General features: G+C 65.3%; 11 protein-coding genes. 5 read left to right on the plus strand and 6 right to left on the minus strand.

The annotated features are described in order from the left end of the window. Positions 1 to 164: 164 nt before the first annotated feature. Positions 165 to 1,715: a BCCT family transporter gene (locus AC5JLE_RS09800; RefSeq protein ID WP_197561696.1), complete on the plus strand. Its 1,551-nt coding sequence runs from the start codon at positions 165 to 167 to the stop codon at positions 1,713 to 1,715. 128 nt (positions 1,716 to 1,843) lie between these two features. On the opposite strand, the gene acnA is transcribed toward AC5JLE_RS09800, so the two are convergent. Continuing rightward, a complete protein-coding gene (gene acnA / locus AC5JLE_RS09805) occupies positions 1,844 to 4,597 on the minus strand; it encodes an aconitate hydratase AcnA (protein ID WP_197561695.1) in 2,754 nt (917 codons plus the stop codon). A gap of 302 nt (positions 4,598 to 4,899) precedes the next feature. Here acnA and AC5JLE_RS09810 point away from each other — a divergent pair, with 302 nt between their 5' ends. From AC5JLE_RS09810 to AC5JLE_RS09825, 4 genes are all read left to right on the plus strand, one after another. After that, positions 4,900 to 5,124 carry an AbrB/MazE/SpoVT family DNA-binding domain-containing protein gene (locus AC5JLE_RS09810; protein WP_005409505.1) on the plus strand — a complete coding sequence of 75 codons (225 nt, stop codon included), beginning with the start codon at positions 4,900 to 4,902 and terminating at the stop codon, positions 5,122 to 5,124. A 6-nt stretch (positions 5,125 to 5,130) separates the two neighbouring features. After that, positions 5,131 to 5,529 carry a type II toxin-antitoxin system VapC family toxin gene (locus tag AC5JLE_RS09815; RefSeq protein WP_005416402.1) on the plus strand — a complete coding sequence of 133 codons (399 nt, stop codon included), beginning with the start codon at positions 5,131 to 5,133 and terminating at the stop codon, positions 5,527 to 5,529. 43 nt (positions 5,530 to 5,572) lie between these two features. Continuing rightward, entirely contained in the window at positions 5,573 to 8,164 is a 2,592-nt protein-coding gene (acnB, locus tag AC5JLE_RS09820; protein ID WP_197561694.1) for a bifunctional aconitate hydratase 2/2-methylisocitrate dehydratase, read from the plus strand. Between the two features lie 146 nt (positions 8,165 to 8,310). After that, positions 8,311 to 10,059: a WG repeat-containing protein gene (locus AC5JLE_RS09825; protein ID WP_080354546.1), complete on the plus strand. Its 1,749-nt coding sequence runs from the start codon at positions 8,311 to 8,313 to the stop codon at positions 10,057 to 10,059. Between the two features lie 96 nt (positions 10,060 to 10,155). Here the strand turns inward: AC5JLE_RS09825 and AC5JLE_RS09830 are convergent, their stop codons facing one another. From AC5JLE_RS09830 to AC5JLE_RS09850, 5 genes are all read right to left on the minus strand, one after another. Next, on the minus strand, positions 10,156 to 10,527 hold the full coding sequence (locus AC5JLE_RS09830; RefSeq protein ID WP_049477327.1) for a hypothetical protein: 372 nt from the start codon (positions 10,525 to 10,527) through the stop codon (positions 10,156 to 10,158). 237 nt (positions 10,528 to 10,764) lie between these two features. Continuing rightward, positions 10,765 to 11,838 (minus strand): protein-glutamate methylesterase/protein-glutamine glutaminase, encoded by a 1,074-nt coding sequence (locus AC5JLE_RS09835; protein ID WP_134967318.1) that lies wholly within the window; start codon positions 11,836 to 11,838, stop codon positions 10,765 to 10,767. Beyond that, positions 11,835 to 12,431 (minus strand): chemoreceptor glutamine deamidase CheD, encoded by a 597-nt coding sequence (gene cheD, locus AC5JLE_RS09840; protein WP_014037083.1) that lies wholly within the window; start codon positions 12,429 to 12,431, stop codon positions 11,835 to 11,837. The genes AC5JLE_RS09835 and cheD overlap by 4 nt, the downstream gene beginning before the upstream one ends. Then, positions 12,428 to 13,297: a CheR family methyltransferase gene (locus tag AC5JLE_RS09845; protein WP_049416359.1), complete on the minus strand. Its 870-nt coding sequence runs from the start codon at positions 13,295 to 13,297 to the stop codon at positions 12,428 to 12,430. The genes cheD and AC5JLE_RS09845 overlap by 4 nt, the downstream gene beginning before the upstream one ends. 37 nt (positions 13,298 to 13,334) lie before the next feature. Next, on the minus strand, positions 13,335 to 15,605 hold the full coding sequence (locus AC5JLE_RS09850) for a methyl-accepting chemotaxis protein (protein WP_496065257.1): 2,271 nt from the start codon (positions 15,603 to 15,605) through the stop codon (positions 13,335 to 13,337). Between the last annotated feature and the right edge of the window lie 238 nt (positions 15,606 to 15,843).

Raw genomic sequence — 15,843 nt, forward strand, 5'->3', positions numbered from 1 at the left:
TCTCCACGGATTGCGACCCGAAGGATCGGCTGCCCGCCATTATGCTTTTTATTGATTGAACGTTCAATCAATAAACCCTAGGATGCGCTCGCGCCCCACGCCATGGGCCCGGTTTACCGGTCCGGCCCCGCCCATGTGCTCCCCCGGACTGATGAGACGATCCCATGTCTTCCCTGGCTCATCCCAAGCGTTCGCCCCTGCGCTTGAACCGTTTTGTCTTTCTCAGCTCCTCGGTGTCGATCGGCATCCTCGGGCTGCTCACCGTTCTCTATCCCGAAGGCAGCGAGCACTGGCTGCAATGGGCGCAGGCCGAGGTGTCGGCCGCGTTCGGCTGGTGGTACATGCTGCTGATCGTGCTGTGCCTGGGCTTCGTGCTGTGGCTGGCGTTCTCGCCGTATGGCCGCATCCGCCTGGGCCACAACGAGGAGTCACCGGCGTTTGGCTACGTCGCCTGGGTCTCGATGCTGTTCTCGGCCGGCATCGGCATCGCGCTGCTGTACTACGGCGCCTACGAGCCGCTGGACCACTTCCTGCATCCGCCCGGGCAACCCGGCGGCACCGTGGCCGCCGGCCGCGAGGCGATGGTGCTGACCTTCCTGCACTGGGGCCTGCACGGCTGGGCGCTGTACGCGCTGGTCGGCGTGGCGCTGGGCTATTTCGCCTACCGCCGTGACCTGCCGCTGGCGCTGCGCTCGGCGCTGTACCCGATCTTCGGTGAGCGCATCCATGGTCGCATCGGCGACATGGTCGATGGCTTCGGCATCCTCGCCACGCTGATCTCGATGGTCACCAACCTCGGCATCGGCGCGCTGGTGGTGCAGTCCGGCCTGGTCTACCTGTTCCACATCCCGGATACGCCGCAGGTGCTGGTGGCGATCGTGCTGGTGATGATGGTGGTGGCCACCATCGGCGTGGTCGCCGGTGTGGAGAAGGGCATTGCCTGGTTGTCCAACCTCAACGTGCGTCTGCTGTGCGGCCTGCTGCTGTTCGTGCTGGTCACCGGCCCGACCCTGCACCTGTTCGATGGCCTGATCCAGAACACCGGCGATTACCTCGGTGCGTTCGTGCGCAAGAGTTTCGACATGTACCTCAACGACCCGAAGGGCCGTGAGTGGATGGGCTCGTGGACGCTGTTCTACTGGGCCTGGTGGATCGCCTGGGCGCCGTTCGTCGGCCTTTTCGTGGCACGCATCTCGCGTGGCCGCACCATCCGTGAAGTGATCATGGGCGTGCTGCTGATCCCGCTCGGCTTCACCCTGGCCTGGCTGTCGATCTTCGGCAACACCGCCATCGACCTGGTGCTCAACCATGGCCAGGCGATCCTGGGTGACGTGGCCCAGCACGATGCGGCGATGACGCTGTTCAAGCTGCTGGAATACCTGCCCGGCGCGCCGTACGTGGCCGGTGCTGCGGTGGTGATCGGCTTCGTGCTGTTCCTGACCCCGGTCGACTCGGGCACGCTGATGATCGCCAACCTGTGCACCCGTCGCGTTGACGATGGTGTGGAAGACGGCCATGACGCGCCGATCTGGCTGCGCGTGTTCTGGGCGGCCGGCATTACCGTGGCCAGCGTCGGCCTGCTGCTGGCGGGCAATTTCAGTGCGATGCAGACGGCGGTGGTGCTGTGTGGCCTGCCGTTCTCGTTCACCCTGGCGTTCTACATGTGGGGCCTGCTGAAGGCGCTGCGCACCGACCCGGACGCACCCCGCCGCTGAGCGCCTCTGTAGAGCCGAGCCCATGCTCGGCTGCTGTTGGCGCAGAAGCAGCCGAGCGCAGGCTCGGCTCTACAGGGGGGCATCGCAGACGGAAAGGGCCGGACCCGCAAGGATCCGGCCCTTTTCCGTTACTTGGCTGCCAGCTGGCGCAGCACGTACTGCAGCAGGCCGCCATGACGGAAGTACTCGACTTCCTTCGGGGTCAGCAGCATCACCGAGACCTCGAAGGTCTTCTTCGTGCCATCGGCCTTGGTCGCGGTGACCGTGGCGCGCTTGCTGGCACCGTCCTGCAGGCCGGTGATGTCGATCACTTCCGAGCCGTCCAGGCCCAGGCTCTGCGCGTTCTCGCCGTTGCGGAACTGCAGCGGCAGCACGCCCATGCCGACCAGGTTGGAGCGGTGGATGCGCTCGAAGCTTTCGGCGATGACCGCCTTCACCCCCAGCAGCAGGGTGCCCTTGGCCGCCCAGTCGCGCGACGAACCGGTGCCGTATTCCTTGCCGGCCAGCACCACCAGCGGCACCTTGTCGGCCTTGTACTTCATGGCCGCATCGTAGATCGCCAGCTTCTCCGGCTGGCCACCGCCGGCGGGGTAGTACAGGGTGTTGCCGCCTTCCTCGCCACCGAACATCAGGTTCTTGATGCGGATGTTGGCGAAGGTGCCGCGGACCATCACGTCATCGTTGCCGCGGCGGCTGCCGTAGCTGTTGAAGTCGGCCGGCTGCACGCCGCGTTCCTGCAGGAAGCGGCCCGCCGGCGAGTCCTTCTTGATGTTGCCGGCCGGGGAGATGTGGTCGGTGGTGATCGAATCGCCGAACAGGCCCATCACGCGTGCGCCGTGCACGTCGTCGATGCTGCCGGTCTGCATGGTCATGCCATCGAAGTACGGCGGGTTCTTGATGTAGGTGGACGCATCGCTCCACGCGTACAGGTTGCCGTCCGGCGAGGCGATGGTGTTCCAGCGGGTATCACCCTTGAACACGTCGGCGTAGTTCTGCTTGAACATCTCCGGGCCGATGGTGGCGGCGATGACGTCGCCGATTTCCTTGTTGCTCGGCCAGATGTCGCGCAGGAACACCGGCTGGCCATCGCTGCCGGTACCCAGCGGCTGGGTGGTCAGGTCGATGTCGGTGGTGCCGGCGATGGCGTAGGCCACCACCAGCGGCGGGCTGGCCAGGTAGTTCATCTTCACTTCGGGGTGCACGCGGCCCTCGAAGTTGCGATTGCCCGACAGCACCGAGGTGACCACCAGGTCGCCGGTGGCGATGCCGGCGCTGACTTCGGTCGGCAGCGGGCCGGAGTTGCCGATGCAGGTGGTGCAGCCGTAGCCGACCACGTAGAAGCCGATCTTTTCCAGCTCCTTCAGTACGCCGGCCTTTTCCAGGTAATCGGTGACCACCCGCGAGCCCGGCCCGAGCGAGGTCTTCACCCACGGCTGGCGGTTCAGGCCCTTGGCGGCCGCATTGCGGGCCAGCAGGCCGGCACCGATCATCACCGCCGGGTTGGAGGTGTTGGTGCAGGAGGTGATGGCGGCGATGACCACCGCGCCATCCTTCAGCCGCACCTTGCGGCCTTCGATCTCGATGTCGGCGAAGCCCTTGGCCAGCTGCTCGTTGCCGACCGCGGCGCCGCCGCCTTCGTTGACGAACGAGGAGACGTCGTCGCTGCGCTTGTCACGGTTGGCGGTCATGCCGACCAGGGCTTCACGGTAGTTCTTCTGCACGTCTTCCAGCAGCACGCGGTCCTGCGGGCGCTTCGGGCCGGCCAGCGACGGCTTCACCGTGCCCATGTCCAGTTCCAGCGTGGTGCTGTACTGGGCGTGCGGGCTGCCCGGCTCGTGCCACAGGCCCTGTGCCTTGGCGTAGGCCTCGACCAGGTTGATCTGCTCTTCGCTGCGGCCGGACAGGCGCAGGTAGTTCAGCGATTCGGCGTCGATCGGGAAGATGCCGCAGGTGGCGCCGTACTCCGGGGCCATGTTGCCGATGGTGGCACGGTCGGCCAGCGGCAGGTGCTGCAGGCCGTCACCGTAGAACTCGACGAACTTGCCGACGACGCCCAGCTTGCGCAGCATCTGGGTGACGGTCAGCACCAGGTCCGTAGCGGTGGCACCCTCGGGCAGCTTGCCGGTCAGCTTGAAGCCGACCACCTGCGGGATCAGCATCGACGACGGTTGGCCGAGCATGGCGGCCTCGGCTTCGATGCCGCCCACGCCCCAGCCAAGCACGCCGATGCCGTTGATCATGGTGGTGTGGCTGTCGGTACCGAACACGGTATCGGGGTAGGCGACCGCCTTGCCGTCCTTGTCGGCGGTCATCACTACGCGGGCCAGGTTCTCCAGGTTCACCTGGTGGACGATGCCGGTGTTCGGCGGCACCACCTTGAAGTTGTCGAAGGCCTTCTGGCCCCAGCGCAGGAAGCCGTAGCGTTCCTGGTTGCGCTGGAACTCGATCTTGCCGTTGAGGTCCAGCGCGTCCGGCTTGCCGAACACATCGACCTGCACCGAGTGGTCGATGACCAGTTCGGAGGGGATCTGCGGGTTGATCTGCTCCGGCGAGCCGCCCAGCTTGACGACCGCGTCGCGCATCGCGGCCAGGTCGACCACGCAGGGCACGCCGGTGAAGTCCTGCAGGACCACGCGCGCCGGCATGAAGGCGATCTCGGTGTCCGGCTCGGTCGCCGGGTTCCAGCGGGCCACGGCTTCGATGTGGTCCTTGCCGACGGTGATACCGCCGTCCTCGTGCCGGAGCAGGTTCTCCAGCAGGATCTTCATCGAGTAGGGCAGGTGGGAGATATCGAAGCGCTGGCCCAGCGTGGGCAGGCTGAAGTAGTCGTAGGTCTTGCCGCCGACGTTCAGCTGGCTGCGGGTGGAGAACGAATCGCTCATGCGGGGTAACTCCTTCTTGCGGATGGCTTGCAGTGGCCCGCGCATGGGCGGGCCTGCTTGCGGTCGCCGCGGGCCTGACGGCCCCGGTCGTCCCAGTATGAACCTCAGACTGAATGGATTCATCCGGGCCGGGTTCCGGCCTGCGGCATCGGTTCCAGACTACAGGGGAAGGTGTATGGCGTATGTCACGTTTGTGGCCGATCCTTTGCGAGGCAAGGGCTGGCGGGGCGCCGGTCCTGTTCAGGGTGGAAGTATGCCCGGGGAAGTATGTATAATTTGTGCATACTCTGGAGGGCCTACCGATGGAAGCCACTGTTGCAGAACGCGGACAGATCACCCTGCCCAAGGCGGTGCGTGATGCCCTCGGCCTGACCAAGGGCACGCTGCTGAAGGTCGAGCTGGACGGCAGCCGCATCATCCTGCGCAAGAGTGTTGACGATGCGATTTCACGGGCGCGCGGCAAGTTTGCGCTGGACGGCTTCGAATCGTCCGACGCAGCGGTACGCGCGGTGCGTGACGAGGAATAAGCCGTGATGATCGCCGTCGATTCACCGGTGCTGGTCGAGCTGCTCAGCAATGGTCCGCAGGCCGATGCCGTGGAAGCCATCCTCCGGCAGAGCCTGGTCGGTGGCCGCGTGGTGGTCTGTGGCGCGACCCTGGCCGAGGTCTGCGCATCGCTGCGCGGCGGCGCCGAGGTGCTCGAAGCGCTGGAAGAAATGGGCGTGCACTTCAACCCGATGGAAGCCAAGTCGGCGCTGCGCGCCGGCGAGATGCACCGCCGTCATCGCCAGCGCGGCGGCAGCCGCCGCAGCCTGGACGAATTCATGGTCGGCGCCCACGCACTGCTGCAGTGTGACGGCCTGATCACCTGGAACGACACGTTTTACCGCGACTACTTCAAGGGCCTGAAGCTGATCGTGCCGCACGCCTGAGCCCACTTTGTTATTTCAACCTACGCATTACCCGGGAGTTGTCATGTTGGAAGCCTACCGCCACCACGTCGCCGAGCGCGCTGCGCTTGGCATCCCGCCGCTGCCGCTGAGCGCGCAGCAGACGGCCGATGTCATCGAACTGCTGAAGAACCCGCCGCAGGGCGAGGCCGAGTTCCTGCTCGACCTGCTGACCCATCGCGTGCCGGCCGGTGTCGATGACGCGGCCAAGGTCAAGGCCTCTTACCTGGCGGCGATCGCCCTGGGCAGCGAGCAGAACCCGCTGATCAGCCGCGAGCGCGCCACCGAACTGCTGGGCACCATGCTCGGCGGTTACAACGTGGCCCCGCTGGTGCAGCTGCTGGACGACGCCAGCGTCGGCACCATCGCCGCCAACGGCCTGAAGAAGACCCTGCTGGTGTTCGATGCGTTCCATGACGTGCAGGAAAAGGCCAAGGCCGGCAACGCCAATGCCCAGGCCGTGCTGCAGAGCTGGGCCGATGCCGAGTGGTTCACCAGCAACCCGGAAGTGCCGCAGAGCCTGACCATCACCGTGTTCAAGGTGCCGGGCGAGACCAACACCGACGACCTGTCGCCGGCACCGGACGCGACCACCCGCCCGGACATTCCGATGCACGCCCTCGCGATGCTGAAGAACAAGCGCGACGACGCGCCGTTCACCCCGGAAGAAGACGGCAAGCGCGGCCCGATCCAGCAGATCCTTGACCTGAAGGACAAGGGCCATCTGGTCGCCTACGTCGGCGACGTGGTCGGCACCGGTTCCTCGCGCAAGTCGGCCACCAACAGCGTGCTGTGGTGGACCGGCGACGACATTCCGTTCATCCCGAACAAGCGCGCCGGTGGCGTCTGCCTGGGTTCGAAGATCGCCCCGATCTTCTACAACACCATGGAAGATGCCGGCGCGCTGCCGATCGAGCTGGACGTATCGAAGATGGAACACGGCGATGTGGTCGAGCTGCGTCCGTACGAAGGCAAGGCGCTGAAGAACGGTGAAGTGATCGCCGAGTTCCAGGTCAAGTCCGACGTGCTGTTCGACGAAGTGCGTGCCGGTGGCCGCATTCCGCTGATCATCGGCCGTGGCCTGACCGGCAAGGCGCGCGAAGCGCTGGGCCTGGCCCCGACCGATCTGTTCCGCCTGCCGGTGCAGCCGGTCGACACCGGCAAGGGCTTCTCGCTGGCGCAGAAGATGGTCGGCCGCGCCTGTGGCCTGCCGGAAGGCCAGGGCATGCGCCCGGGCACCTACTGCGAACCGAAGATGACCTCGGTGGGCTCGCAGGACACCACCGGCCCGATGACCCGCGACGAGCTGAAGGACCTGGCGTGCCTGGGCTTCTCGGCCGACCTGGTGATGCAGTCGTTCTGCCATACCGCCGCGTACCCGAAGCCGGTGGACGTGAAGACCCACCACACCCTGCCGGAGTTCATCTCCACCCGTGGCGGCGTCTCGCTGCGCCCGGGCGACGGCGTGATCCACAGCTGGCTCAACCGCATGCTGCTGCCGGACACCGTCGGCACCGGTGGTGACTCGCACACCCGTTTCCCGGTGGGTATTTCGTTCCCGGCCGGTTCGGGCCTGGTCGCCTTCGCCGCGGCCACCGGCGTGATGCCGCTGGACATGCCGGAGTCGGTGCTGGTGCGCTTCAAGGGCAAGATGCAGCCGGGCGTGACCCTGCGTGACCTGGTCAACGCGATCCCGTTGTACGCGATCAAGTCCGGCCTGCTGACCGTGGCCAAGGCTGGCAAGAAGAACATCTTCTCCGGCCGCATCCTGGAAATCGAAGGCCTGCCGGAGCTGAAGGTCGAACAGGCGTTCGAGCTGTCCGATGCCTCGGCCGAGCGTTCGGCGGCCGGTTGCTCGGTGCGCCTGAACAAGGAACCGATCATCGAGTACCTGACCAGCAACATCACGCTGCTGAAGTGGATGATTGCCGAGGGTTACCAGGACCCGCGTTCGCTGCAGCGTCGCATCGAGAAGATGGAAGCGTGGCTGGCCAACCCGCAGCTGCTGGAGCCGGATGCCGACGCCGAGTACGCCGCCGTCATCGAGATCGACCTGGCCGACATCCACGAGCCGATCGTGGCCTGCCCGAACGACCCGGACGACGTGAAGACCCTGTCCGAGGTGGCCGGCGCCAAGATCGACGAAGTGTTCATCGGTTCGTGCATGACCAACATCGGTCACTTCCGTGCGGCGGCCAAACTGCTGGAAGGCAAGCGTGACCTGCCGACCCGCCTGTGGGTGGCCCCGCCGACCAAGATGGATGCTTCGGAGCTGACCAAGGAAGGCGTGTACGGCACCTTCGGCGCTACCGGCGCGCGCATGGAAATGCCGGGCTGCTCGCTGTGCATGGGCAACCAGGCGCAGATCCGCGAAGGCTCCACCGCGATGTCGACCTCGACCCGCAACTTCCCGAACCGCCTGGGCCGCAACACCAACGTGTACCTGGGTTCGGCCGAACTGGCCGCGATCTGCTCGCGTCTGGGCCGCATCCCGACCAAGGAAGAGTACATGGCCGATGTGGGCGTGATCGCCGCCAGCGGCGCGGAGATCTACCGCTACATGAACTTCGACCAGATCGAGGAATACCAGGACGTGGCCAAGACGGTCGCTGCCTGATCCTGCTGATCGGTTGATGATGTGAACGAAGAACCCCCGGTGAAAGCCGGGGGTTTTTTGTGGACAGGACACTTTCGTAGAAGTTGTATTTCTCTAGCGAAGCATGGCGCCTACCTTGGCTGCTCTCCTTTGCGGTTCTGTCTGAGATGCGCCGTTCATTTCTGCTGACTTCCAGTCCTACCCATCGCCGCAGCGTCATCGCCCGGGCCTTGGGCGCTCTGCTGGCCTCTGCACTTCTGACTATGGCGCCATCAGTCGGCGCAACGCCGGCGTCTGCGATGCCGCTGTCTATCAAGCCGCCGCCACGTCTCGACAGGACTACACGCCACAGCCTCTGTCATGAGGGTCGATGCGTGGTGCTGGATGGCACGGGCCGGCAACTGGCCGAGCATCGGGGAATGCAATACCTCCGCCCCTTCAAAAATGGGGTGGCGGTCTTCGAAAGGGGGGAGAACAGGGGCATCATGAATTCAGAAGGGCGTATCGTCCTTGAAGCGCATTACGATTCGGTTGAGGTACATGGCAACGGGGTGATCGAAGCCAAGGTATTGCTGCGGAAACCGCCCAAGGCGTACACGCGAATTGACTTCTTCAATGCACGGGGCCGATTGGCGCGTCGGTTTGAGGAGAAAGGCGAGAACGATCTCCTGCGCTCTGCGTCCTGGGCTGGAAACCCGGCTGTAGAACTCTGCAACAAAGAGAAGCAGCGCTGTACGACCCGCTTCCTTGACGCGAAGGGTAAGTCCGGTCCCGTTTTCAGTGTCTTTGGTAGTTTTGGTCCCGTGGGTCATGAGGGGGAAGTGGCCATCGCTTCGCGCGATGGTGTCCACTTTGGCCTGGTTGATCGATCACTGGCAGGCATAGGGCGCCAGGACTACGATCAGATGACCTTCAACAGTTCGGGTTTCGCGCTCGCCACCCAGGGCGGGAACGACACGGTGCTGGATCCCCACGGGGTGCAAGTGGCGCCCATGGGTCGATATCGGTTCAAGTTTGGTCGGGGTGGGTACCTGCTTTCTGCGGTAGCCGAAGACGGCCAGTGCCTGCATTTCACGCGCGCGGGTTTGATGTTTCCGACGCCTGCAGGCCACTGTATGAAGACAGATGAGTTCGCTGAACGAGTGGGGTATGTAATCTTCAGTTCGGAAGATGATGAATACGTTGTAGGCCTGGATGGGTCGCTGCGCTCCCTGCAACGCGCTGCAGGCCTGCATCCGCTGAACCGCAGGATCGTCGAGTATCAAAAGCCCGGCGAAGCGGGGGTGCGTTTCATGATGCTGGAAGATGGCAGCATCTCGTCTTCCCTGTACTACCGACTTGCGCCTTTTCAAACCGCGGAAGGACTGGATGACCAACTGCTGTTGGCCCAAGCCGATGGAGGATGGGGTGTAATAGATGCTACGGGTGCTTGGCTGATTCCTCCTCGCTACCGTCGGATAAAACCATTGGGTCCGAATCTGGTCGCCGCATTCGAACGGCCGGGATATGACGCCGGGTATCACATACTCGATCTGCGCGGAAATGCGCTGGCTGATTTCACTCCGCATACTCCCTCAGCAGAGCTTCTGGCGGATGGAACAAGAGTCTATGCGCTCTCGTTGCGGGGTCGCTGGGGCCTTCTGGATGAGTCGGGGCGGTGGAGGCTGGCGCCCCGCTACGGCTACGTGAATGTTTCGAAAGGCCGAGTTTCCGTGCGTGAGCGAAACAGTGCCGGTGAGGTTACGGTCAATTTTCTTGACCCAGACACAGGAACGACGCTGTTCGAACAGGGATTTCTATCGATTCATTCTCGACCGGATGGTCTGTTTGAGACGTTGAAGACAGATCAGACCATGGAGCTGATCAAGCTTGACGGGACCGTTCTGGGGCGTCTGCATCCTCGTCCCAGCCAATAGTCGGACCATTGACTGCTTGGTATGGCTGGAGCCTGGTGCGATCCAAATGGAAGATCTGGGCGTGTTTGAAACAACGGAATGCTCAGGCTTCCGGCGCTACTGCACGGTCCAGTCTGCGCTGCCTTCCAACCGACGGCCTGCTATGAGCACGTTGCCGCGCTTGCCGGAGACGTCCATTTCGAACCAGGGCAATCCGTCGTGGCGGAGCGGACGCACATAGGCCTGGCGGCGGGCGCGGTCGAATTCGATGTAGTAGCGGCGTTGCACGTTGGGGTACGGCGGGATCGACGTGCCTTTCCAGCTGACGCTTACCGCGCCGGGGTCTTCGCGACCCACCAGCATCAGCATGAAGAACACATCACCCAGCTTGGCCTCGAAGTAGAACAGATCGCCACTGGCGCTGGCGGGTGCCAGTGGCAATGAAAGCAGTACGGCCGCCAGGGCGGCCTTCCATATGCCTTTGATCATGTGCAGCATTCCTTGTGCAATACCGCTATCAAAGCACACATGCGGGTAGCGCGTTGAAACGAAGAACCCCGGTGAAAGCCGGCGCCTTTTTTTGTTGCCTGATGGCCTGTAGCGCCGAGTCCATGCTTGGCTGCTGTTCGTGCGATGCGCGATGAGTCGAGCGTGGTTCGACTCTACAACGGCAGCCACGTATGGCGTGGATCTACTGCGCGCGCGCCCTTGAGCTGCGGCGCGCAATCAGCCGCGGGCGAGCGCCAGCAACCGCTCGGCAATCCGTTCCAGCGGCACCTGTTCCTCGGCGGCGCCGAGCTTGAAGGCGGCACCGGGCATGCCCCAGACCACGCTGGTGGCCTCATCCTGTACCAGGGTCGGGGCGCCGGCCTGGCGCATCTCCAGCAGGCCACGTGCGCCATCATCACCCATGCCGGTGAGGATGGCACCGATCGCATTGCCACCGGCGTTCTGCGCGACCGAACGGAACAGCACGTCCACTGCCGGCTTGTGCCGGTTCACCGCCGGGCCGTCGTCGACGCGGCAGCGCCAGCGGGCACCGTCGCGGATGATGCGCAGATGCTTGCCGCCTGGTGGCAGGTAGGCATGGCCAGGCAGCACTGCCTCGCCGTCGCTGGCCTCGCGTACGGCCATGGCCGAGTGGCGGTCCAGGCGTTCGGCGAAGGCGCTGCTGAAGCTGGCCGGCAGGTGCTGGGTCATCACCACGGCTGGGCCATCGGCGGGCATGCCTTCCAGCACCACGCGCAGGGCTTCGGTGCCACCGGCTGACGAGCCGATCGCGATCAGGCGGTCGGTGGTACGGAACTGCGGCGCGGCGGGGCGCATCGCAGGAGCGGCTTCCAGCAGGAGCTTCGGTGCGGCAGCGCGCACCAGCGGACGTACCCGCGAGCGCGCTGCCATCTTGACCTTGGCGATGATCTCGTCGGCGTAGGCCTGCAGGCCGCGCGCCACGTCCAGCTTCGGCTTGGAGACGAAATCCACCGCGCCCAACGCCAGTGCCTGCAGGGTGGTGTCGGCGCCGCGCTCGGTCAGCGAGGAGATCATCACTACCGGCAGTGGGTGCAGGCGCATCAGGTTTTCCAGGAACGCCAGCCCGTCCATGCGCGGCATTTCCACGTCCAGGGTGATCACGTCCGGGGCCAGGCGCTTGATCTTCTCGCGCGCCAGCAGCGGGTCGGCGGCGGTGCCGACCACGTCGATGGCCGGATCGCTGGACAGGATTTCCGTGAGCATCTGCCGCACGACGGCGGAGTCGTCGACGATCAGGACCCGACAGGGGGCGTTGCCGGTCAAGGTCATTCGAACAGCTCCACGCCGCCGGTGACCGGGGCCTTGGACAGGCGCGCACGCACCGCCGATTCGGTCGCAGCCACTTCTGCCTCATGGGCATGCGGCAGGCGCTGCACAACCACGCGGCCGGTATCGGCGAAGAACCAGATCTTGCGCGGATGGATGCCGCACAGATCCTCGGCAATGATCGGAATGTGCTCGGCCTGCAGGTATTGGCGTACGAACTCGGCGTTGCGGGTGCCGACCGGATTGCTGGTGAAGCCCTTGAGCACGTTGGCGCCGCCGAACACCTTGGCTTCGATGCGCTTGCGGTGTGCGCCGCGCTTGAGCATGTCGTTGATCAGCAGTTCCATCGCATAGCTGCCGTAACGCGCGGGCGCGCCGTCGCCGGCGTTGCCCTCGGGCAGCAGGAAGTGGTTCATGCCGCCGATCTTCAGCACCGGGTCGCGCAGGCAGGCGGCCACGCAGGAACCCAGCGTGGTGGTCAGGGCCGTGGTGTCATCCACCACCAGGTACTGGGTCGGCAGCAGCTTGGCGGCGATGGTCTGGAAGCGTGCGTCCTGGTAGCGCATCACATCGTCGGTACGCAGCGAGGCGTTCATGCGCCGGCCTTTGCCGCACGGCGGTACAGCGTACGGCCGCAGGGCTGGATCAGATCGGCGGCGTGCAGGTAGTTCTCCGAGTGGCCGGTGTAGAGCAGCCCGTCGTCGGCCAGGTGCTGCACCAGGCGACCGAGGATCGCGCGCTGGGTCGGCTTGTCGAAGTAGATCATCACGTTGCGGCAGAACAGCGCGTCGAACGGGCCGCCGACGTCGTAGCGCGGGGCGAGCAGGTTCAATGGGCGGAACTCGATCAGTTCGCGCAGCGCCGGCAGCACGCGGCACTGGCCCTCGTTGGGGCCGCTGCCGCGCTGGAAGTAGCGGCGGCGCAGGTCCGGATCGAGGCTGGCGACGCGATCGATGTTGTAGACGCCGCGGCCGGCGGTGGCCAGCACCTGGGTATCGACGTCGGTGGCAATGATGCGTACCGGCGGCTTCAACGTGCCGAAGGCCTCGCAGGCGGTGATCGCCATCGAGTAGGGCTCTTCGCCGGTGGACGCCGCGCACGACCACAGCAGCAGTGGGGTGCGGCTGGAGCGCTGTTGGAGTTCCTCGCGCAGCTTGTCGAAGTGATGCGGTTCGCGGAAGAACGAGGTCAGGTTGGTGGTCAGCGCGTTGGTGAACGCCTGCCATTCGTCACCATCTTCCTGCTCTAGATGGTCCAGGTACTGCTGGAAGCTGCGCATGCCCAGCGTGCGCAGGCGGCGCGACAGGCGGCCATAGACCATGTCGCGCTTTGCCGGCGCGAGGGCGATGCCCACGCGCTGGTAGATCAGGTCGCAGACGCGGCGGAAATCGCGGTCGGCGAACTCGAATTCGCGCGGGCCGGTGACGATGGGGGTAGGACTTTGCACGGGGGACGTGTCCATCGGCAGAGGCGGCGGCCGCAGCCGCCGCGGGTGGGTCTCAGAATTCCTGCCAGTCGCTGTCGCTGGCGGCGAAGGTGCTGGCGTTGCTGCTGCGGCGGACCGGAGCGGGCGTGCTGGTCGGCTGCGGGCGTGCCACGGTGGTGATACGGGCCGGCTCCGCGCGCGCGGCCACGGCCTTCACTGCGGCGGACACCTGGTTGTCGAGGCGGAAGATCGCCACGGCGTCAGCCAGCTGGCCGGCCTGGTCCTCCATCGCGCGTGCCGCAGCAGTGGCTTCTTCCACCAACGCAGCATTCTGCTGGGTGGTTTCGTCCATCTGCACCACGGTCTGGTTGACCTGCTCGATGCCCGCCGACTGTTCCTGCGAGGCCGCAGAGATCTCGGCCATGATGTCGGTCACGCGCTGCACCGAGGCGACGATCTCGCCCATGGTCGCGCCGGCCTTGTGCACCAGCGCCGAGCCGTCGTTGACCTTGCCGACCGAGTCGTCGATCAGGCCCTTGATCTCCTTGGCGGCGGCGGCCGAGCGCTGGGCAAGGGTGCGCACTTCGCTGGCGACCACGGCAAAGCCGCGGCCCTGTTCGCCGGCACGGGCGGCTTCCACTGCGGCATTCAGCGCCAGGATGTTGGTCTGGAAGGCAATGCCGTCGATGACCGAGATGATCTCGGCGATCTTCTTCGACGAGGCTTCGATGGCCGACATGGTGGTGACCACCTGGCCGACCACGTCACCGCCCTGCGAGGCGACACCGTGCGCGCCGATGGCGAGCTGGTTGGCCTGGCGTGCGTGCTCGGCGTTCTGGCGCACGGTGGAGGTCAGTTCCTCCATCGAGGCGGCGGTTTCTTCCAGGTTGGCGGCCTGCTGCTCGGTGCGGCGCGACAGGTCGCTGTTGCCGGAGGCGATCTCGCCGGCGGCCAGGGTGATGCTGGAGGCGCTGGCCTGGATCTGGCCGACGATCTGGGTCAGCTGTGCAACGGTGGTGTTGGCATCGTCGCGCATGCGTGCGAACACGCCCTGGTAATCGCCGTGCATGCGTGCGGTCAGGTCACCTTCGGCGATGGCCGACAGCAGCTGCGAGAGCTTGCCGAGGTTGTCATCGCTGACCGCCATCATCGCGTTGAGGTTCTCCAGCATCAGGCGGAAATCGTGATCAAAGCGCTGCGCATCGCCACGGAGGCTGAAGTCGCCGGCGGCGGCGGCGCTGGCCAGCTGCTTGATCTCGGCATTGATGCGGCCGAGGTTGGCCTTGACCGTATCAACGGTGGTTGTCATCGCGGCCTTTTCGCCCGGGTAGCGTGCAATGTCGCGGCTGAGATCGCCAACCGCGTACTGCTGCACCACGTCCAGCACGTCGTGCAGGGTCTGCAGGTGGCCGCCGACCAGGGCGTTGGTTTCCTGCACCATCAGCCCGTACTCGCCGGGGAAGGCGCTGGCGTCGATGCGGTAGCTCAGTTCGCCACCGTCATGACGGCGCGCCATTTCGCGCTGGCCGGTGATGACCGCATGCAACTGCTGCTGCATGCCGGCCATGGCCTCCAGCAGGCGGCCGGTTTCGTCGTGCGGCTGCGGGCCGATGTGGCTGTCCAGCTTGCCGCCGGCGATGCCTTCGGCCACGGCGGTGGCCTGCTTCAGCGGCACGGCGATGCGGTTGCCGATGACCCAGCTCAGGGCCAGCACGATCAGCACCAGTACGCCACCAGAGACCGCCATGATGGCGGTGAACACCAGCGCCTGTTTCTGCACGTCGTCCATGTAGACGCCGCTGCTGACCACCCAGTTCCAGGGCGCGAACAGGCCGGCATAGGCGACCTTCTCGACCTCGCCCTTGCTGCCCGGCTTGGCCCAGCGGTAGTTGACGAAGCCGCCGCCGGCGCGAGCCGCTTCGACCTGGTCGTAGTAGATCCGGACGCCGTCGTCGGTGCGGAAGTCCTTCATGTCCTTGCCGACCAGGTCCTTGCGGAACGGGTGCATCAGTAGGCGGTAGCCGGTGTCGTAGATGTTGAAGTAGTAGGTATCGTTCCCGGCGCGCATGACCTCCAGCGCCTGCAGCGCGGCGCTCTTGGCGGCCTCTTCGCTGAGCTCGCCGGTACCGGCCAGGCGGTGGTAGTGCTGCAGGATGCCGTAGCTCAGTTCGACCTGGGTCTTCAGCGCGCTCTTGCGGGTTTCGGTCAGGTCCAGGTACTGCATGCGGGCGGCGATCACCGAGAGCGCGATCACGCCGAGCGCGATGAGCAGCGTCAGCAGGTTGAGCTTGCGCCGGACGGAAAGATTGCGGAAGTAGTGTTGCCAGCGATGCAGGAGATTCATCGAGCAGGACCAGGTCGAAGCGGGCGGGCGGCGCCGTGCCGGTCAGCGGCGGGATACGCCGTGACAACCCCGTTATCGGCCGCGCGGGCGGGGGATTGAGGTGCGGTGTCCGAACGTATTCAGGTTTCCTTGCAGCGGCGGCTGCGGCGCTGCCTGCGGCAGGCTTTTGAAGCAACGGCAACGGCAACGGCAACGGCAACGGCAACGGCAACGGCAACAGCAACAGCAACAGCAACAG

This window comes from Stenotrophomonas sp. (genome assembly GCF_059505245.1).